Raw genomic sequence first — 19,447 nt, 5'->3', positions numbered from 1 at the left:
TGTTTTACTCTAATCGGTTTGTTACTGAGGTCAAGTTATTTCTGACAATTTATTTTGTCAACTTTGTCAGTTGAATGATATTGACTGGCTTGAATCAGTTGCTGGGTATACAGGTGTAAGGGATGAGCAAACAGTGCTTCCGTGGTCTGCATTTCAATCACCTGCGACGCGCGTAGTACCAAAACTTTTTGACTGATCGCACGGACTACATGTAGGTCATGACTAATCAATAAATAACTTAGTTGATACTGCTGCTGTAAACGGCGCAATAGCTGCACAATTGCCCGTTGTGTCGTACGGTCTAAAGAAGATGTCGGCTCATCTAAGATCATCAACTGTGGTTTTAACACCAACGCTCGCGCCAAAGCCACCCGCTGACGCTGACCACCTGATAGTTCATGAGGATAACGGTGTTTGAAACTATCATCCAACTCAACATCCAATAGAGCCTGACTCACTTTCGCTTCAATATGATTTTCATGTTGATGACCGAGTGTCAATCCTTCAGCAATAATCTGTTGTACGGTTAAACGTGAGTTTAAGCTGCTAAAAGGATCTTGAAAAACAATCTGGAAATTGGCACGAAGCGAACGTAATTGTTTTTGATTCAGGGCATTTAAATTCTGCTGTTGAAATAGAATCTGTCCTTGACTCTGAACCAAACGCACAATAGCTAAGGCCAAAGAACTTTTACCCGACCCACTTTCCCCCACAATACCAATACATTCCCCTTGCATTAAGGTTAGATGAGGAATTTCAACCGCAATCTGCTGTCCCGTCACACGATTTAGCCAACCCTGTTTAATTGGATACTGTACCAATAACTGTTCGAGTTGCAGTAGAGTCGGTGTCAGAGCAGGCGCCAGTGCCTCACCAAAATTATGGTTCATCAATTCACGAGTATAGTCCGTTGCAGGATGCTGAAAGACCTGCTCGGTAGCACCCTGTTGCTCGACATGCCCTTGATTCATTACAATCACATCATCCGCATATTGGCGAACCAAATTCAAATCATGGCTAATTAGAATCAGTGACATCTTGCGCTGTTGTTGCAGCGTCTTAATTAAATCTAGAATCTGTATTTGCAGGGTCACATCCAAAGCGGTTGTCGGTTCATCTGCAATTAAAATTTCAGGGTCTAACGCTAAGGCAGCAGCAATCATCACACGCTGCCGCTGACCGCCCGAAAGCTGATGCGGATAACGCTTTAAAAGGGCTTCTGTTTGAGTTAATCCAACATCATTTAATAAATGTATCACCCGCTGCCGGACAAACTGCTGAGACAAGCCTTGTAGAATTAAGGCTTCCCCAACAATTTTTTCAACCCGATGTAATGGATTCAATGCTGCCATTGGGTCTTGGAAAATCAGGGCAATTTTATGACCACGAATAGACTGTAATTGTGGTGCGGAAAGTTTGAGTAAATCAATATCAGCATAATTTACTCTGCCTGATCTGAGCAAACTTGAGGGCAATAAACCTAGTAGCGCTAAACAACTAATCGTTTTACCCGAACCACTCTCCCCCACCAGAGCCAATGTTTTACCCCGATGCAGTTGAAAGGATAAATTGTCCAGTAATGTCGTTTGTTCGTGTTGAATATGCAATTTCTGGACATCTAAAATCACGCCTGTTGCATGGTTATTGTCGTGGATCGAATGCATCTCGTGCAGCCTCCCCAATATAAATCAAAAGTGACAAGACAATTGCCAAGGTGAAGAAACCTGATAAAGCCAACCACGGCGCATTTAAATTATTTTTACCCTGTAACAAAAGTTCCCCTAAGGAGGCAGTATCAGCAGGTAATCCAAGCCCCAAAAAGTCCAAAGCAGCTAAAGCAGTAATATTGGCAGTTAACATAAAAGGGAGCTGTGACAAACTGGAACTGATGACATTCGGTAAAATATGCCGAACTATAATACGAGTATCAGAAATCCCTAGCGCACGGGCAGCTCGAACATAATCAAAATTTCGCGCACGTAAAAACTCCGTCCGAACTAAATTCACCAACGTGGTCCAACCAAAGAACAACATGATCAAAAATAGCCAATACACACTCGGCGTGAAGATACTGACTAAAATCATCACCATAAACAGCATGGGCAACCCCCCCCAGACTTCTAATATCCTTTGACCAATTAAGTCGACCCAACCACCATAATAACCTTGTACTGCTCCAATAAAGATGCCAATCACCGCTGAAAATAGCGTTACAGTAAAACCAAACAATAGTGAAACACGCAAGGCGTATAAAATTCTGGCGAGCACATCTCGGCCTTGATCATCCGTCCCTAACCAATTTTGCGTCGACGGTTCAGACGGAACAGGAACAGCTAAATCTAAATTTGGCGTTTGTGCTGCGTACCGAATCACGGGCCATACCACCCAGCCCTGATCAGCAATCAATTGCTGTACTACAGGATCTTTATAATCAGCTTCTGTTTCAAATACCCCGCCAAATGTGGTTTCGGGATAGCTCTTAAATACAGGAAAATAAAAAGACTGCTGATATTTGACCAATAAAGGTTTTTCATTAGCAATTAAATTTGCAGCTAAGGACACCACAAAAATCAGGCTAAATAAAATTAAGCAAAAAAAACCCAAACGGTTTTGTCGAAAACGTTGTAGACGTGTTTGGATCATAGGAGACATTAGTGTTTTCCTCGCGATTCAAAATCAATTCGTGGGTCAACCCATTGATAGAGCACATCACAAATTAAACGCAGAATTAAGCCCAATAAGGTAAAAATAAATAACGTCCCGAAGATGACGGGATAATCGCGCTGAATAATGGCTTCAAATCCCAACAAACCCAAACCATCAAGGTTAAATACAATCTCGATAAATAAATTGCCGACAAAGAAAATACTGACCAATGCTTCAGGTAAACCCGCCATAATCACCAATACAGCATTTCGAAATATATGCCCATACTGAACACGGGATTCACTCAAACCTTTGGCACGGGCTGCCCAAACATAAGGTTTGTTGAGTTCTTCCAAAAAAGAATATTTGGTCAAATAAGATAAACTGGCAAAACCGCCCAAAACCATCGCTAACAATGGCAGGCTTAAATGCCAGAAATAGTCTTGAATTTTGCCCAGCAAACTCAATTGTTGGAAATTATCCGAGACTAAACCTTGTAACGGGAACCATTGAAAATAGCTACCACCAGCAAAGAATACAATCAACAAAATAGCAAAAACAAAAGCAGGAACAGCATAGCCAACGGCTAAAATAAGCGAGGTGGTTTTATCAAACCATAAACCATGTTGCTTGGCTTTTTTAATTCCTAAGGGAATCGCAATAGAATAAATCAGTAAACTACTCCACAACCCGAGTGAAACAGAGACGGGCATTTTTTCCCAAATTAATTGTGTCACTGGTTTATCTTTAAAAAAACTCACGCCAAAATTAAAGCTCAAGTAGTTTTTAGCCATCACGGCAAAACGTATATACGCAGGCTGATCAAAACCATACTGGGCTTCAATCTGATGAATCATTTCTTCGCTGAGTCCCTTCGCACCCTGATAATTACTGTTTTCTGTAGAGATACCTGCTTTTGCGGCTTGCAAGCGCTGAAAAGACTCTGCTTGCTGAATGGCACGCTCTACAGGTCCGCCTGGGGCAATCTGAATCACGGCAAAATTAATGCACAGAATAAAAAATAAGGTTGGAATTATCAGGAATAACCTTTTTAGAATATACGTACCCAATTGCTTATCCTTATCTTCTGTATAATTTGCCTTCCCGATCTGGTTACATCTTTCAAGACGGGCATATTTCTCGCCTTACTTACCGAGAAATTGACTGACTTTTTTGGCTTGCACAGGATCACTCCACCAGTAGTCTAAGCCTAAAGATAATTTTGGCTTCACTTTAGGTTGGTGATACATATTCCAATAGGCATACCAATTGTCATTTTTACCATAGGTTAGGATTTGATAGTAACCTGCCCGCAACAAGCGATCCAAAACTCGGGTACGTAGAATTAATTGTTCCCGATTTGGTGCTTGAATCACCTGCTGAACAGCAGCATCGATAGCGGCATTTTGTATGCCCGCATAATTATAGTTACCAAACTCACGTGCAGCACTACTGCTCCACATTTGTGCTTGTTCGCTACTAGGGGAAAGCGATTGTGGCATTTCCAAAGTGGTCACATCAAATTCGTAACGACGCATCCGTTCCATATATTGCGAGACATCAACCTGACGCAGTTTCACATTGATACCTAATTTTTTTAGGTTTCGAACCCACGGCATAATCGTACGCTGTGCACCTTCTTGATAGAGCAAAACTTCAAACTGGATCGCCCGTCCATTTTTACCATACAACTGACCTTGTCGATATTGATAACCCGCCTTCAGCAAAATAGTACGTGCTTGGAGTAAATTCGGGCGATTGAATCCACCTGCATCCGATTTGGGATACTGCCAATTGGAGAGTACACCTTGTCGTTGCACAGGATGTAACTTGGGTAAATAAGGTTGTAATAATTTTAACTCAGCAGCACTCGGTTGTCCCGTTGCTGCCAATTCGCTGTTCTGAAAATGGCTTTGCAAACGCTGATATTGTCCATAGAACAATGCTTTATTCAACCATTCAAAATCGTAGGCATAACTCAATGCCTGACGAAAATAAATATCATTAAATGGATCTTTCCGCGTATTCAAGACCAAACTCTGATTGACCACGGGTCGGGCTAAACGATGACTATATCGCTTGACCAATCCTGCTGTTACAGCGGGAAATTGATAGCCCGTGACCCATGTCTTGGTCTTCTTTTCTTCATGTAAAGTGTACTGTCCCGACTTAAAACCTTCAAAGGCAATATCATTATTACGGTAATAGACATATTTCAGCCGATCAAAATTATAACGACCACGATTGACCATTAAATCTTTTGCCCAATAATTCGGATTGCGCTTATAAGTAATACTGCGCCCTGCGTCAATGCGTTCAATTAAATAAGGACCAGAACCCAAAATCGGCTGTAGCGTAATTCGGGTGAAATCCTTATTTTTCCAATCTAATTTGGAATAAATGGGTAAACTCGCCACAATCAGTGGCATTTCCTTGTTTTTGCTCGACTTAAAAATAAATTTAACTTGTGATTTGGACAAGACTTCTGTTTTCGCCAAATTCGACAAATACATCTGTAAGCCCAAGTTGGCTTTGGTTTGATATGCATCAAAACTGAATTTAACATCCTCTGCCGTCACAGGTGTTCCATTGCTAAAACGTGCCCGAGGATTCAAATGAAAAATAATAAATTGTGGATTTACGGGGTCAAACGTGACTTGATCTGCCAATAACGGATACATCACCCCAGATTCATCTAAGGAATTATCCATCAACGTATCGAATAAATAATTGACACCTTCTGTTGCACTACCTTTGCCATTCATACTGTTGAGATTATCAAAAGTACCCGTTGCTGCAGTGCTGATATATCCGCCTTTTGGGGCCTGAGGGTTAGCATAAGGCATTGCCCTCAGTTTGGTATATTGGGGCTGACTATGTACAGCAATATACGGCGTAGTCTGCAAAGCCGACCACACCTGCTGCGTCACCATACTACTGCTTAAACATAGCAATAGTATGGCAACTTTTTGGCTCGTTAAACGAACATCTGACATCTTAGATTAACGAATTAAAGATTCGGAACTTTAATCACATCACCAATTTTTAATTGCGCCGATGGCTTCAAATCATTCATTTCAGCCAAAGCACTCGCCTCAACACCATAACGTGCAGCCAAGCGAATCAGATTATCACCTGATTTCACTTTATATTCTTTCACCGTTTTAGGAATTAGAATGGTTTGACCAACCTGTAAACCAGTACGCGAACTCATATCATTTAGACTTGCCAATTCAGCAACTGAAATACCCGTACGACTCGCAATTGAATTTAATGATTCACCCGATTTTACTGTATATTTTTCAGTATCTTTACTGCTTGCACTGCTCTTTTTCACAGTTGCATCAGCTTTGGTCGTGGTCTTACTCGGCAAATCACCTTCAATTTTTAAACGTTGTCCAACACGAACCGAAGCATTGGTTGACAAGTCATTTAGCGCTGCCAAATAACTTAACTGCAAGTGATATTTCTTGGCTATGCTGCTTAAGGTCTCACCCGATTTCACCACATGAAGGTCTTTTGTAGTAACCGAACTCTCAGCTGGCTGTTCAATCTCAGGAACTTCCCCTGTGAGTTTTAATCGCTGTCCAACACGAACATTGGCATTACGACTCAAGCCATTTAAGGTCGCTAAATTGGCTTGGTTTAAATTGTATTTACTGGCAATAGCGGACAAACTATCTCCTGACTGCACCACATAACTTTCTGGCACAGTAGAACCTGCTGGTACTTTAATAGTTTGTCCAACATAAACACCACTGTTGGTTGAAATCTTATTCAATTCAGCCAAATCACTGAGCGAAATTTTCGACTGAGATGCAATGCTGTATAAAGTATCGCCACGCTGAACTTTATAGGTTTCGGTTTTAATGTGAGTATCCACATTTGGACTGTCTACTTTAGCCACGACATTTTTTGCCGATGTCGTTGCATCCTGATTTACGGTATTGATCGGAACATTGATTTTTTGTCCAACCATTAAATTGCTACCTGCATTTAAGCTAGGTGTCAATTCTGCCAACTCTTGATTAGACAAAGCATAACGGTCAGCAATCAGTTTTAAATACTCACCACGTTTCACTACGTAAGATTTAGTTTTAATAGTGCTCTTTGTCGTCGTTTTTTCAGTCGACTTTTTCGCTGTGGTTAATCCACTGTCTTTTAATGACAATTTCTGCCCCACAAACAGACCACTGGTCACGGTCAAATCATTATAGTCAGCCAACTGCTTCACCGATAAACCAAACTGGTTTGCGACGCTGGTCAAATTATCATTGGCCTGCACCACATAACTGTCTGGTTTGCTATTCGCGCTATTAGAAGTGCGATCTTGTGCAACAGGTTTAGCATCGTATAAATAAATACTGGTGCCCACATATAACATCGCATTTGGATCAATCTGATTCCATTTGGCAACGTCACGCCAGTTCACCCCGTTTTTCAATGCAATCGTTGCTAAGGTATCACCTGGCAGAACTGTATAAGTGGTACGTTTCCCTTTAGGTGGTACTACGACCACTTCAGATGCTGTTTTCACATAGTTCTTGTCTTTATTCAGTTGAGCTTCTTCAGAGTCTAACTTGGTATTGTCTGTTACTGATTTTGGATAAGCAAAACCTTTGGTTAACTCTTTACCTTGTTGCTCTGCTACAGATTGACTGGTCTGAATTGCGGTCAGTTTAATCTTGCCATCATAAGGATCGACAATTTCTGTTCCTTGCGGTGCAATCTGTTTGATCTCTGCAACCACTTGTTCTTGTTCAGCTTTGGTTGCTACAGGTTGCAAGACCTGATCGACAGTTTTACGGACATCCTCAGCTTGAACTGCCGCCATAATTTGCTCACGTTCCGCGGCAGAAATTGGCGGTTCAACACTTACAGGCTTCACATCTTTGGCTGGTGTGACTGCAACAGGAATACGTGGTGCGCTCGGAACAACAGTACTCGAAGCGAAAGCAGCCAATGCATCGGCACCACGTGGTGTAGTCGATAAAGGGCGACCTGTGTTCGTTGTCACTGAAGTGCTGGTCTTAGTATCTGTAGTCTTCGGGTTATTACTTGCAACCAAAGCAGGTGGAGTCGCTTTACTTGGTGTGATCACCGTTGCAGTCGAACTATTGGTCATTGGTGCAGCACTCGCCCATAGACCACCTGAACTTGATTGCAATTTAGATAACTTGGCATCAATCGACGGACTAATATCCGCAGGGATCAAAATACGCATTGGGCTGCTCGTATCAATCTGATCACCACGATGACCTGGATTGAGCGCATACAGTTCCGCCCGACTTAAACCTGTAACCGCAGCAATATCATTTAAGTTCGCTGGCCCTACACTAATTTCTCTAAAGTGTGGTCGGTTAGCAATCGGTGGTAATGTCACACCATAAGCATTCGGATTTTTAACAATTTGCGCAACTGCCAAGAAACGCGGCACATAGTTCATGGTTTCTTGCGGTAAACGTAAAGACCAATAATCGGTAGGTAAACCAGCCTCACGGTTACGGTTAATTGCCTGTTGAATACGACCTGGACCTGCATTATACGCTGCCAAAGCCAATTCCCAAGAACCGAACTGGTTATACAGACTACCCAAGAACTCATATGCCGCACGGGTAGATTCAACTACATCACGACGACCATCATACATACCTGACTGTTTAAGCCCGTAAATACGTCCCGTACTTGGAATGAACTGCCAAAGTCCTGCTGCTGCCGCACTACTGGTTGCAGCAGGGTCATAAGAACTTTCAATAATTGGTAATAGTGCGAGTTCAGTCGGTAAGCCACGACGCTCGGCTTCTTTTACGGTATGGTAAAGATAACGTGAGGCGCGCGCACTTAAACGCTCAATATAAGGCTGTCGAGAGACGAACCAACTGCGCTGGGCTTCAATACGTGAATCCCAGTGATTAAGATCCATTTTAAAACCGACAGTCATGCGCTTCCACACATCACCATGTTTTAAAATAAGTAAACGATCCCCTTCTACAGCACGCATATCGGTTGCAGATAAAAGATCTTCCAAAGAATCTAAACTATTTGCATCTAAATAATTTGAGCCAACCTGTTTTGATGCGGCAGCCTTGGTCGCACTTTGGCTCGATGCACAACCTGTGGTTAATCCTAATGCAGCGAGTGCAGAGCCCAATATAGTAATCTTAAATAATGTCGGAACCGAGGGCTGCCACAAGAACGTGGTTGGTTTATACATAAAAAAATCCAAACAACTCGTATAAAATTTATTTTTTAGCACTGCCATTGTAGTGGAGCATGACAGAGACTCAAGGCAATAATTTAGCGCGATTCCATGATAAATGTTACAAGAAATTAAAAATTAACCATGTAATACACTTCCAAAGCACAAATGCGTTATACAATATAAAATTGAATTTGCTTCTGTTAACTTTCTTTGCTGGCTGGATGACCCTTTATGTCTGAAACAATTACGCTCTATGTCGATGGCGCTTGTCGTGGAAATGGTAAGGATGGCGCACTCGGAGGTTGGGGAGCATATATCGTTACAGCAACCGAAGAACGCAAGATTTTTGGTGGAGAAACACAGACCACCAACAACCGCATGGAATTGACCGCGGCAATTGAAGGCGTACTCGCTTGTCCAAAATCAGCCAAGTTAATTATCTGGACTGACTCTAACTATGTCAAACAAGGCATAACTGAATGGATTCATGGTTGGAAAAAGAAAAACTGGAAAGATGTCAAAAATCCAGATTTATGGCAAAAACTCGATAGCGTTTGCCAAGGTCGAGACATCGAATGGAACTGGATTAAAGGTCATGCAGGTCACCCCGGCAATGAAATGGCGGATCAACTGGCGAATTTAGGCGCTGACCAAGCAGCTAAAACACAAGTCGTAGTGACCGAAAGTCCAACGGAAGATAAAAAAAAAGCTGAGTCCGACTGGTTATTTGACGACCCTTTCGGACTAGATTTCGCAGTTGAAGAAACCGAATTGGCTGAACCTGAAATCATTGAAGAAATCACGGAGACCATAATTCATCTGGAAGCTCCTCTAGTGGCTCAGACTTCTACAACAGCGACAACGACCAGTTCTCATCCACATATTGTAATTACCCCTGCAACTGTCGAAGCCTTTGGTCCACGTCAATTAATTCTAGATACAGAAACCACAGGTTTTTACTTTCAGGACAGCGATCGCATTATTGAAGTTGGCGCAATTGAGATGATCAATCGCAAACTCACGGGCAGTTCCATTCATATTTATATCAATCCTGAGAAGGAAGTCGGGGACTCCGTCAATGTCCACGGCATTACCGATGATTTTTTAAAAGATAAGCCCAAATATGCAGAAATTGCAGATATCTTATTTGACTACTTAAAAGGCGCCGAGATTATTGCGCATAACGCGACCTTCGATATGAACTTCTTAAATATGGAGTTTAAGCGTACAGGTCATGGAGCACTTTCCGAAGTCTGCGAAGTCACAGATACTTTAGCGATGGCAAAAAGCAAACATCCTGGGCAAAAGAACTCTTTGGATGCTTTGGTACGGCGCTATGAAATCGCACAACGTGATCGTACTTTCCATGGCGCATTGCTCGATGCTGAAATTTTAGCAGACGTCTATTTGGCAATGACGGGTGGGCAAGTGTCGTTTGATATCGATGCGCTATCACAAAGTGAACAACAGGAAGGTACAAGTGGGCGACGCCAAATTGACGAAACAGGCTTAGCCGTTATTCTGCCCTCTGCCGAAGAATTGGCCGCACATGAGACTTGGGTCAAACAAATTGAGGAAAAACAGGGCAAATCTTGCTTTTTTTCAAAATAATTTCTAGAGATTCTGTTATTTTTTGTATTTAAACTTTGGGGACATCAGTTATAGTTGAATACAAGAAATAACGCTCTAACTCAGCCACACATAAACAGATAATACATTAGGAAAGGTGCAGATAAATGTCTTACCAAACCTCTATTCATTTTGATCCTACAGCCTTACTGATAATAAAAAATGAGGTTGATAACTCGATCAAGTTAGTTGAATCTGCGGTCAGCACCTTAGCAGAGGATCATACTCTACCATTTGGTATTGATGATGCGCTGAATCAATTTGAACAATGTGCACAGGTTCTGGTCTTAATTGATATGCCAAACTTAGGGCAAATTGCTCAATACGCTGCGGAACTCATGCGTAAAATCATGGCACATCCTGAAAATATCAATACGCAAGATGTGATCGCGCTCAGTGAAGGCACCACCATGCTAAAACGCTACATTGAGTTTATCTGCCTGCGTGAAGTTAAAATTCCTCAATTTCTACTCGATACTTTAAACCGCTTAGAATTGGCTTTAGGCAAACCTCTTACCCATGAAGGTCAACATCTTGAATCACTGTTGAACCATATTGAACCTACATTGCAGTTGGCTCATGTTCCAACACTCGAAAAGTCAGAATATGTACACCGCTTATATAAACTTGCATTGAACAAATTGCTCCAGCAGCAAGAAACCGAACTTGATTTGCAAGCAATTCGAATTGTGGGCACTTATTTAGCAGGTTTAGCCAACCAATTACCAAGTCAACAATATTGGGGACTGGTTCATGTAGCATTTAATCAAATTGATAATCTGCTATTCACAGATGCACGTTTACGCAGTTTGATTGATATTGAACGTAATATTGCAGCATTTCTCCAAGCGCCCGAAAACTTCAATGCCAGCCTGAAAGATTTATCGAATATTCTCAGTTTATGTATTAGCCAAGAAGATGAGATATCTCAAAACATCCGTGAGCAGTTGAATATTGGAGAAGATGCCTTAACCGATACGCAACTCCAAGTGTTTAGTCGTCATCTTTATGGTCCAGACTTCAATACCATGCATAACATTAGTGAACTAGTGACCGCTGAAATGGCACAAATTCGCAATGAGATTGAATATAACTACCAAACAATGTCGCCTGAGAAAACGCAAGAATTACAGACAAAAATCAAAGAATTGGCTAATATATTCAAAGTCTTGAATTTGAATGAAGCATATCAAGACTTATCACGTCAGGTTGAAATATTGAATCAAAGTGATGTATTAAAAGACGAAAACTTTGCTCAGCAATTAATGAAAAGTATTTTATCTGCCATGAATTCAATTGGGGTATTAGAACGTCACCATACTTCAAATCGCTTACAACATCGTGTGAACAACTTGAATGTTTCTCTAGATCGCCTAGATGAAGCTCATGATGCTTTACTCAATGAAACTAAAATATTGGTTGATCACGCTGCTGCTGCATTAATTCAGTATCTTCAAGATCAATTCTTAGGTGCATTAGGCAACCTGTCTACACAGCTCAGTGAAATTAGCGGTGCTTTACTCTTCCTTAATGCCAGTGAAGGTCAGCAAGCATTAAAAAATGCTGCGCAATTTGTGCAACAAAAAATTGAAGCATCAAGCAGTATTTCTGAACAAGAAATCAACTACATTTTAGATACTCTCGCGAGTGCAGAAATGATGATTGATAATTTAAAGAATAAACAGCCTGTATTACATTCGATGTTTGATGTAGCATTAAGCAGCAGTCAGAAACTTAATGCCGAAGTAGTTGCCTAATGTCTGAATTATCACTTGCCTATATTTTTCATCAACAACAACTTCTGGTTGATGAACATCTCCAACTGCCTAAAGTTGAACGCTTGGCAAGTGATTTACACTTACATACGGGCAATACTGTTATTGCCCGTGATTTGCAAGCCAATGAAAACATTCCAACTGGACTGCAATTGGTACCCATTCGACAACTGTTGACTCAATGGACCACTAAAGAGTTTGAACAGGCCAGTCGTGCCATGCAGCTATTAGAATGGCGTCGCAACCATAAATTTTGTAGCCATTGTGGACATGAAACTCAGGTTCATGCGAATGAATATGCGATGGTCTGCCCTGCGTGCCATTATCATCAATATCCACGGGTACAACCTTGTGTTATTACGGTAATCACACGCGGAAAAGATGAAATTCTTTTAGCTAAAAATGCCAAGAATACCAACAATATGTATGGTTTGATTGCAGGCTTTGTCGAAGTTGGTGAAACCTTAGAGGATGCGGTACGACGCGAAACCGAAGAAGAAGTCGGCTTAAAACTCAAAAATATTCAATATTTAGCAAGCCAGCCTTGGCCCTTCCCAAGTAATTTAATGATTGCCTTCCGTGCTGAATATGCTGCGGGTGATATTCAATTACAAGAAGAAGAAATCAGTGATGCCCAATTTTTCAAATTTGACCAACTTCCTCAAATTCCATTCAAAGGAAGTATCGCACACGCCATGATTATGCATGTGACTCAAGGTCATCCTGTTGCCGATGACACACATCTATGGCTTTAAGGCTTCCTCAATAGAAACCAAAATTTGTTCTTTAGTTTCAAAATAACGACTGAATAAACTCGAGACTGATCCCATTACCGTAATATGTCCTGTGCGTGGAATTACAATCATTTTGCTGTGATTGCCTTTTTCTTTCAGTACTCGGTCAAAATCTTCCGTATTGTTGTGTCCCACAATCTGGTCATTTTCAGCCATGAGCAAATAATGCTTAATGCTATTCGATGCCACAAAGTAATAAGGCATAACTTGCTGAAAAGGGACGCTTTGATCGAACGCCTCGGCACATAACGGATCTCCCTTATAATCAAAATGATATGGGCCTGCCACCCCGATGATGGCACGAATTTGTGCGCGACATTGCAATTCATACTGCTGCGGATGGTAAACCGCAGACATCACATTAAATGCACCTGCAGAATGTCCCATAAGTACAACATTGTCGGTACGAATAGCCAATTTTTGCTGATGCAGACTCAAAAAGTTGAGTGCAAGGGTTAAATCGTCTACATAGCTCGGGAAAATGTACTGTGGCGCAAGATGATAGTTGATTACTGCAACGTCATAACCTTCACGGGCAAAAGCTTCACCCACAAAGCGATATGAACTTTTATCGCCATGTGTCCAAGCACCACCATGCACAAAAATAATTAAAGGTTGATTTAACTGTGGTTTATGCGTTTTGAATAAATCGAGACGATGCCGTGCCTTTAAACCATACGCAATATTTTCATGCAGTGTATATCCCTCACGCGGTGTGAGTTGATTTAATGCATAACTACCAATATCGTAGATGCGAAAGTCTCGAATAAAGTCTTTCGCATTACCCATGGTGTCATTTAACTGTTTAATCCAATATTCGGATTTATTGAACATTCGTCGGTTCTACCTGATCTGGGTCAATAGCTACAGGCGTTTGAACTTCAGGCTGCGCATTGCTTGCGACTGGGCTTACAAAACTAGAATTTATCGATTTCTGTCCTTGATCGACATTATCAACCAATGTCACAATTTTGGTTACATTACCCACTTGCTGTAACACGTTGTTCAAATCATTGATTTCAGCATTATTCAAACGCCCCATCACGTACAACACACCATCTTCTGTATGTACACGAACTTTACTGTCGGCAACCACAGGGGCTTTCATAATCAAGCCACGGGTATTTGCTGTGGCGGACGCATCCTGCATGATGGTGTTATATCCAATTTTATCACCCACGGTAATAAAATTATGCACATTTTTTACGTCACTCATCGCACGGACATTGTCTTCAGCCAATTGTTTTAAATGCTGATCTGGGACTTGTCCTGTCAAAAGCACATTGCCATAAAAACTTTCAATATTGACACGCGACTGTTTAAAACGAGAGTCTAATTTGTATAAATTAATATTCGCTGTACGTTCAATTGAGGAATCAATAAATACCTGACCCAATGAGCGTACCCCACTTTCAGTTCCAACTGGTGCAGTCCCTGTACCACCTGAAATAAAACTCGCACAGCCTGATAAACTTAGACCTGCGACACAAAGCACTGTCATTGCAATACGATTCAACACTCAGCAAGACTCCTCACTTATTTCATTCATTTTTCTATAGCATTGATGCTTCCTGTTACTTCAAAGATTAATGAACTCTGAATCAAAAGTAAAAGCATTTTCTATCCATTGCTGATCATAAGTGAAACTTGAAAAGTCATACTGTACTGTTTTTGCAAATTGTTGATAAAAATCAAAACAAATTACATCAAATCGACAATAGAACTGCTGATATTCAGGATATTCATTCAGAAAACATAACGCTGTTTTGATGAGTTTGCGCTGTTTTGAAAGTGATACCACTTCATTGGCATGCGCATAACGGGTCAACGCTCGTGCCTTCACTTCAACTAAAAGTAATTCTTCACCTTGTTGCACAACCAAATCTAGCTCGCCATATCGGCTATGATAGTTTCTTTGCACGAGTTGAAAGCCTTGTTGCTGCAAAAGAATTAAAGCTTGCTGTTCTGCCCAATCCCCCAAAGCTTGTGATGTTGTTTTAAGATTCAATTTTTCTTCCACTCAGTAAAACCCACTTATTTCTTGTTGTAATGCAATGAATATCAAACTTTTTGCCTTTTTTATTTTAGTTGAAGCTCAGATGCAATCTCAAATGTATATCATCAATTCAGGCAATTAGAACATTACCATCTGCCTTTTATCAAAATATGCCAAGTTTCAAATACTATTCGTTTACATGCCAGCATTGAATATAAGATCTTCACAGAATCTAATTCGCGTCTAAGCAATGGATTCAGGTAGAATGCAAGTATTCTAACGCGTTTGCGGATTCAGACTCCCATATCACTTACATCGCGTCATTCTTTTTAAATTCTATTTTGGCATGGAGACTTCACATGAGTGCTCAGTTATTCGTTGTAGCAACCCCTATCGGGCACTTAGATGATATGACTTTTCGTGCCATTGAAACCCTAAAATCAGTAAGCATTATTGCAGCCGAAGATACACGCACATCGGCACAATTACTCAAGCATTTTAATATTTCAACACCGCTGACCGCCTGCCACGACCATAATGAAAGCAACAAAATTGATGTGTTAGTGCAACGCCTGTTAAAAGGTGAAAATATGGCGTTAATTAGTGATGCAGGCACCCCTTTAATTAGTGATCCGGGATTTAAACTGGTTCGTGCTGCTCAGGAACACGGCATTCGTGTAATTCCAGTGCCTGGCGCTTGCGCCGCGATTGCTGCCTTAAGTACAGTAGGTTTACCGAGTGACCGTTTTAGTTTCGAAGGCTTTTTATCCTCAAAAGCTTCACAACGTTTATTACAACTTGAAAAGTTGAAAGACGAAACACAAACCCTAATTTTTTACGAAGCCCCTCATCGAATTTTGGAATGTGTCAAAAATATGGCTGATGTGTTTGGTGCAGACCGTCCCGTCGGCTTTGCTCGAGAGATTACCAAAACTTTTGAAACCATTCGCAAAATGACTTTGGGAGAACTGGTCAAGTTTATTGAGTCGGACCATAATCAGCAAAAAGGTGAAATTGTGCTGGTGGTTGGTGGTGCAACACAAGAAAAAGACATGGAACAAGAGAAATTAGACCAGCTTCTCACCCGTCTTTTACAGGATTTATCCGTCAAAGCTGCATCGCAACTGGCTGCGGATTTGACTGGGATTAAGAAAAAAGTGGCGTATCAACGTGCTTTAGAGCTAACTGCAAAATAAAACCAAGGCTTTGATATTCTACCTAATAAAAAACCACTCTCAGGAGTGGTTTTTAGTTCTGCTAGATTAGTCGTGTGCAGATTCGTCTGGTGGAACTTCGGTGATACGTCCACCACGTGCCAAAAATGCAGCCACTTCATCTTCTAAAGCCTGACGTTGCTTTTGCTTTGCAGTCACGGTTAATGTTTCTGCCTCAGCAAGATCACCATCAGAAGCACCTTCAGCTTCGTCAGATGCACCTTTTTCAGCAGCCTTCGCTTCATCCTCATCCACTGCTGAGTCTTCTACGTCGTCATAATCATTCATATCCGTCATCTTTCTCTCCCCACAATGACTTCTATTTACTTCATTTCGAATTGCTTTCGAATTACGATGAAATTTATCAATCTAAATCGCTTTCGCATAGTACTTAATGCAAAAAAATCGTATTTTTTTTAATCAAATTCGTAATCAGATTTAACTAGATGTCTAAAAATTATCTGTTTAAAGCGAATTTGCATAACGGGTATTTTTCAGTGCCTGCAAACCATTCGCTTGCATCATAAAAGCATCTTTCAATACAGGTTGTTGCTCAACTTGTTTTAAACCAAAATTACGCGCCCAAATGATCGGAAAGAATTCCGTAGTTTCTAACCAACCAATGGCCGACATACTATGCATCATGGCATCGTTCTGGCCTTTACGGCGATGTTCATAACGTTGCAAGGTTTGCTCATGCGCCCAGACTCCACGCGATAAATCATGTAATAAGGCATCACTGAGTACAGCCGCATCTAAACAGCCAATATTCACCCCTTGACCTGCTAACGGATGGATCACATGTGCTGCATCGCCGATTAAAGCTAACCCCGAAGTCACATATTGCTGTGCAGCTCGGGCTTTCAGCGGGAACATCGCCCGTGGTGTTGCTTCTAAAACTTCACCTAACATGTGCTGACTTTCTCGTGTCAGCAGTTGTAAAAAAGCTTGATCATCTAGTGCAGTATATTCCTCGGCATAATCATCGGGCAAAGTCCAAACGATCGACTGCCAATAACCATCCTGCTCTGGTTTTAGGCTTGCCATCGGTAAAAATGCTAACGGACCCGTTTCCAAGAAAATTTGTCGCGCCACATGTTGATGTGGCTGCACAGTACGAATGGCACAGGTCACGCCTGCTTGATGATAATCCAAGACATCCAGATCAATAAATGCCTGCTCACGTACAAATGAGTTGGCACCATCAGCACCGATCACCAATTTGGTGGTGAGTTGTGTACCATCAGCCAAGTGAATATGCCAAACACCAATACCACGTTCTACACGCGTAACTTTAACTTGTGTTCGATAGTCTTTGACTTCGCTTAACATACGTTTTTGAATGGCTAAATTCAAAATACTCGGCTCAACCATTGAACCCAATGCTTGCTCTATGGAAGGCGTTTTTTCTGCGACATCCCCAAAATGAATCTCACCATAGCCATTTTTATTCCAGACCTGCATACCACTATAGGGCATCTGGCGTGCCAGTAATTCCCAAACCTTTACTGTTTTAAGTAAATGAATCGTCGCTTGGCTCAGTGCCAAGACACGTGGATTAGCAACTGCTAAAACCTTGCCCTCATCCAAAATTGGTGCTGCATCTAAAACCGTAGCTTGTACACCACCTTGAGCCAACAACAAGGCGGTCAATCCACCAACCAAACCACCACCAACAATCACGACATCTAAAACTTGGCTCATGCTTTTAGTCCCATTGCGTAGGTAGCCACCAATGGTTTAATACCTGGAATTAAATCGAAAGCAATCAGTCCTGTATTACGTAATAATTTCAGCATCGGATTTTGATTGCTAAAACCTCGTACTACACTGTCACAGAACTTAATTACACGTTGCTGATCTTTTAAACGGGCTTGTTCATATTCAAGTAAAATACTTGGTTCACCGAGGTCAGCACCCGCACTCTGTTGTGCTTCTAAATAGCGCAGCAATACATAAGCATCACGCATACACAGGTTAAAACCCTGTCCTGCAACAGGGTGAATGGTATGTGCCGCATTTCCCATCAGCACGACACGCCCTACTGCCTGCTTTTCTGCTAAAACTTGTGACAATGGATAACTAAAACGCTTGCCTGTTTTCTGGAATTTTCCTGCACGGTCACCATAGGTTTGCTGCAAAGCATCCAAGAAATGTTGATCATTTTCTTCTCCCAACCACTCTTGCTCTGTGCCCTTTTTCACAGGCCAAACTACTGAACGACGGTATTCACCCGGTAAAGGCAACAATGCCAATGGCCCAAGAGGACTAAAACGCTCAAAGCCAATATGTTGATGCGGTTTCGAAGTTTGTACGGTGGTGACAATCGCCACTTGATCATAATCATGCTCAGATACACCAATACCCAAAGCTTGACGACAGAACGAATCTCGACCATCTGCCGCAATCACCAACTTGGCTTGTAGTTGCAACTGTTCTTCACCACGTCGCGCTTCAATATAAGCATGCTCTGCATCTTGGGTAAGTGAGGTGACCTGCACACCATCAATCAATTCAATCAATGGCTGTTGGCGAACTTGAGTTAGTAACACACGCCCTAACCACGCATTTTCAATGACTTGTCCAAAGCTTTCGACTTTCTCTTGCTCTGCAATTAAACGCGCCTTACCAAAGCTGCCTTCTTCAGTAATATGTACTTGTAAAATTGGTGTTGCATGTTGTTGCAAGGCATCCCATAAACCCAGTTCTTGGTAAATTTGCACGCTACGGCGTGACAAAGCGCTGTTTCGTGCATCGAAACTAGAATGGTAAGGCGCAAGATTGATGTCATCATAATTTGGGTATTTGATGGCTTCAAGCAGTTTGACTGCAATATTTGCTTTCGCCAACATGAGTGCCAGACTCAGCCCAACCATTCCACCACCGACAATGACGACTTCTTGCTGCATGCTTGTATCCTTTTTATGGCGTATTCGAAGGAGGAAACCTCAAAATACCTATAAGTTTTAATGGATTTTATATTACATCAAAGCGTTTTATTTTTATAATGAAATGGACTTTTTTACGTACGATCAAGGTAAAGGGTCCTACCATGATTTTGAGAATGAATGTTGTGTCTGCTCTTTAAAAACTTATTTAAGATACTGTTTAGGCTCACTTATCAAACTTATGGAACTTTGACCAAATTGTAATCGTGGAACGTGAATAATCATGAAAAAGCCCAATCGGCG

The 19,447-nt window shown here is 41.5% G+C and carries 15 protein-coding genes; 4 read left to right on the top strand and 11 right to left on the bottom strand.

What is annotated here, in order from left to right; translation table 11 throughout:
- Positions 1-35: 35 nt before the first annotated feature.
- The 5 genes from F4W09_RS00665 to F4W09_RS00645 all read right to left on the bottom strand — a co-directional run bounded on the left by F4W09_RS00665 (position 36) and on the right by F4W09_RS00645 (position 8,860).
- On the bottom strand, positions 36-1,664 hold the full coding sequence (locus tag F4W09_RS00665) for a dipeptide ABC transporter ATP-binding protein (protein WP_151503703.1): 1,629 nt from the start codon (positions 1,662-1,664) through the stop codon (positions 36-38).
- Positions 1,642-2,652 carry an ABC transporter permease gene (locus F4W09_RS00660; RefSeq protein ID WP_151503702.1) on the bottom strand — a complete coding sequence of 337 codons (1,011 nt, stop codon included), beginning with the start codon at positions 2,650-2,652 and terminating at the stop codon, positions 1,642-1,644. The genes F4W09_RS00665 and F4W09_RS00660 overlap by 23 nt, the downstream gene beginning before the upstream one ends.
- Positions 2,652-3,716 (bottom strand): microcin C ABC transporter permease YejB, encoded by a 1,065-nt coding sequence (locus F4W09_RS00655; RefSeq protein WP_151503701.1) that lies wholly within the window; start codon positions 3,714-3,716, stop codon positions 2,652-2,654. The genes F4W09_RS00660 and F4W09_RS00655 overlap by 1 nt, the downstream gene beginning before the upstream one ends.
- 75 nt (positions 3,717-3,791) lie before the next feature.
- Positions 3,792-5,579, bottom strand: coding sequence for an extracellular solute-binding protein (locus F4W09_RS00650; protein ID WP_243793436.1), 1,788 nt, complete (start codon positions 5,577-5,579; stop codon positions 3,792-3,794).
- A 77-nt stretch (positions 5,580-5,656) separates the two neighbouring features.
- Positions 5,657-8,860 carry a LysM peptidoglycan-binding domain-containing protein gene (locus F4W09_RS00645; RefSeq protein ID WP_151503699.1) on the bottom strand — a complete coding sequence of 1,068 codons (3,204 nt, stop codon included), beginning with the start codon at positions 8,858-8,860 and terminating at the stop codon, positions 5,657-5,659.
- 219 nt (positions 8,861-9,079) lie between these two features.
- Here F4W09_RS00645 and dnaQ point away from each other — a divergent pair, with 219 nt between their 5' ends.
- The 3 genes from dnaQ (at position 9,080) to nudC (ending at position 13,007) form a co-directional block, all read left to right on the top strand.
- Entirely contained in the window at positions 9,080-10,459 is a 1,380-nt protein-coding gene (gene dnaQ / locus F4W09_RS00640; RefSeq protein WP_151503698.1) for a DNA polymerase III subunit epsilon, read from the top strand.
- 125 nt (positions 10,460-10,584) lie between these two features.
- A complete protein-coding gene (locus tag F4W09_RS00635; RefSeq protein ID WP_104441667.1) occupies positions 10,585-12,234 on the top strand; it encodes a chemotaxis protein in 1,650 nt (549 codons plus the stop codon).
- Positions 12,234-13,007, top strand: coding sequence for an NAD(+) diphosphatase (nudC, locus tag F4W09_RS00630; RefSeq protein ID WP_016166997.1), 774 nt, complete (start codon positions 12,234-12,236; stop codon positions 13,005-13,007). Before F4W09_RS00635 ends, nudC begins: the two co-directional genes overlap by 1 nt.
- Here the strand turns inward: nudC and F4W09_RS00625 are convergent.
- From F4W09_RS00625 to F4W09_RS00615, 3 genes are read right to left on the bottom strand one after another with little or no spacing between them, the layout of a single operon-like run.
- The gene (locus F4W09_RS00625) at positions 12,996-13,880 is read right to left on the bottom strand and encodes an alpha/beta hydrolase (protein ID WP_151503697.1); all 885 of its coding nucleotides are present in this window, start codon (positions 13,878-13,880) and stop codon (positions 12,996-12,998) included. The genes nudC and F4W09_RS00625 overlap by 12 nt on opposite strands.
- Complete coding sequence (locus tag F4W09_RS00620) at positions 13,870-14,565, bottom strand: BON domain-containing protein (RefSeq protein WP_016166999.1); 696 nt, start codon at positions 14,563-14,565, stop codon at positions 13,870-13,872. Before F4W09_RS00620 ends, F4W09_RS00625 begins: the two co-directional genes overlap by 11 nt.
- Positions 14,566-14,625: 60 nt before the next feature.
- A complete protein-coding gene (locus F4W09_RS00615) occupies positions 14,626-15,054 on the bottom strand; it encodes a YraN family protein (RefSeq protein ID WP_044738434.1) in 429 nt (142 codons plus the stop codon).
- Positions 15,055-15,401: 347 nt separating this feature from the next.
- Here F4W09_RS00615 and rsmI point away from each other — a divergent pair, with 347 nt between their 5' ends.
- Positions 15,402-16,238 carry a 16S rRNA (cytidine(1402)-2'-O)-methyltransferase gene (rsmI, locus tag F4W09_RS00610; RefSeq protein WP_016167001.1) on the top strand — a complete coding sequence of 279 codons (837 nt, stop codon included), beginning with the start codon at positions 15,402-15,404 and terminating at the stop codon, positions 16,236-16,238.
- Between the two features lie 66 nt (positions 16,239-16,304).
- Here rsmI and F4W09_RS00605 read toward each other — a convergent pair whose 3' ends face one another.
- From F4W09_RS00605 to ubiH, 3 genes are all read right to left on the bottom strand, one after another.
- Positions 16,305-16,553 (bottom strand): hypothetical protein, encoded by a 249-nt coding sequence (locus F4W09_RS00605; protein ID WP_016167002.1) that lies wholly within the window; start codon positions 16,551-16,553, stop codon positions 16,305-16,307.
- Between the two features lie 168 nt (positions 16,554-16,721).
- Positions 16,722-17,960, bottom strand: coding sequence for an FAD-dependent monooxygenase (locus F4W09_RS00600; RefSeq protein WP_151503696.1), 1,239 nt, complete (start codon positions 17,958-17,960; stop codon positions 16,722-16,724).
- Positions 17,957-19,165, bottom strand: a complete 1,209-nt coding sequence (gene ubiH / locus F4W09_RS00595; protein WP_151503695.1) for a 2-octaprenyl-6-methoxyphenyl hydroxylase — start codon at positions 19,163-19,165, stop codon at positions 17,957-17,959. The genes F4W09_RS00600 and ubiH overlap by 4 nt, the downstream gene beginning before the upstream one ends.
- Between the last annotated feature and the right edge of the window lie 282 nt (positions 19,166-19,447).

Source organism: Acinetobacter tandoii (genome assembly GCF_008867985.1).
Lineage (GTDB): Bacteria > Pseudomonadota > Gammaproteobacteria > Pseudomonadales > Moraxellaceae > Acinetobacter > Acinetobacter tandoii.
Note: the sequence above shows the minus strand (reverse complement) of the source record. Positions and strands in the feature narration are given on the sequence as shown.

Excerpts from the sequence above, each read along its gene's own strand:
- F4W09_RS00665 (WP_151503703.1), bottom strand. The coding sequence starts at position 1,664 with ATGCATTCGATCCACGACAATAACCATGCAACAGGCGTGATTTTAGAT.
- F4W09_RS00660 (WP_151503702.1), bottom strand. The coding sequence starts at position 2,652 with ATGTCTCCTATGATCCAAACACGTCTACAACGTTTTCGACAAAACCGT.
- F4W09_RS00650 (WP_243793436.1), bottom strand. The coding sequence starts at position 5,579 with ATGGTGACGCAGCAGGTGTGGTCGGCTTTGCAGACTACGCCGTATATT.
- F4W09_RS00645 (WP_151503699.1), bottom strand. The coding sequence starts at position 8,860 with ATGTATAAACCAACCACGTTCTTGTGGCAGCCCTCGGTTCCGACATTA.
- dnaQ (WP_151503698.1), top strand. The coding sequence starts at position 9,080 with ATGTCTGAAACAATTACGCTCTATGTCGATGGCGCTTGTCGTGGAAAT.
- F4W09_RS00635 (WP_104441667.1), top strand. The coding sequence starts at position 10,585 with ATGTCTTACCAAACCTCTATTCATTTTGATCCTACAGCCTTACTGATA.
- nudC (WP_016166997.1), top strand. The coding sequence starts at position 12,234 with ATGTCTGAATTATCACTTGCCTATATTTTTCATCAACAACAACTTCTG.
- F4W09_RS00625 (WP_151503697.1), bottom strand. The coding sequence starts at position 13,880 with ATGTTCAATAAATCCGAATATTGGATTAAACAGTTAAATGACACCATG.
- rsmI (WP_016167001.1), top strand. The coding sequence starts at position 15,402 with ATGAGTGCTCAGTTATTCGTTGTAGCAACCCCTATCGGGCACTTAGAT.
- F4W09_RS00605 (WP_016167002.1), bottom strand. The coding sequence starts at position 16,553 with ATGACGGATATGAATGATTATGACGACGTAGAAGACTCAGCAGTGGAT.
- F4W09_RS00600 (WP_151503696.1), bottom strand. The coding sequence starts at position 17,960 with ATGAGCCAAGTTTTAGATGTCGTGATTGTTGGTGGTGGTTTGGTTGGT.
- ubiH (WP_151503695.1), bottom strand. The coding sequence starts at position 19,165 with ATGCAGCAAGAAGTCGTCATTGTCGGTGGTGGAATGGTTGGGCTGAGT.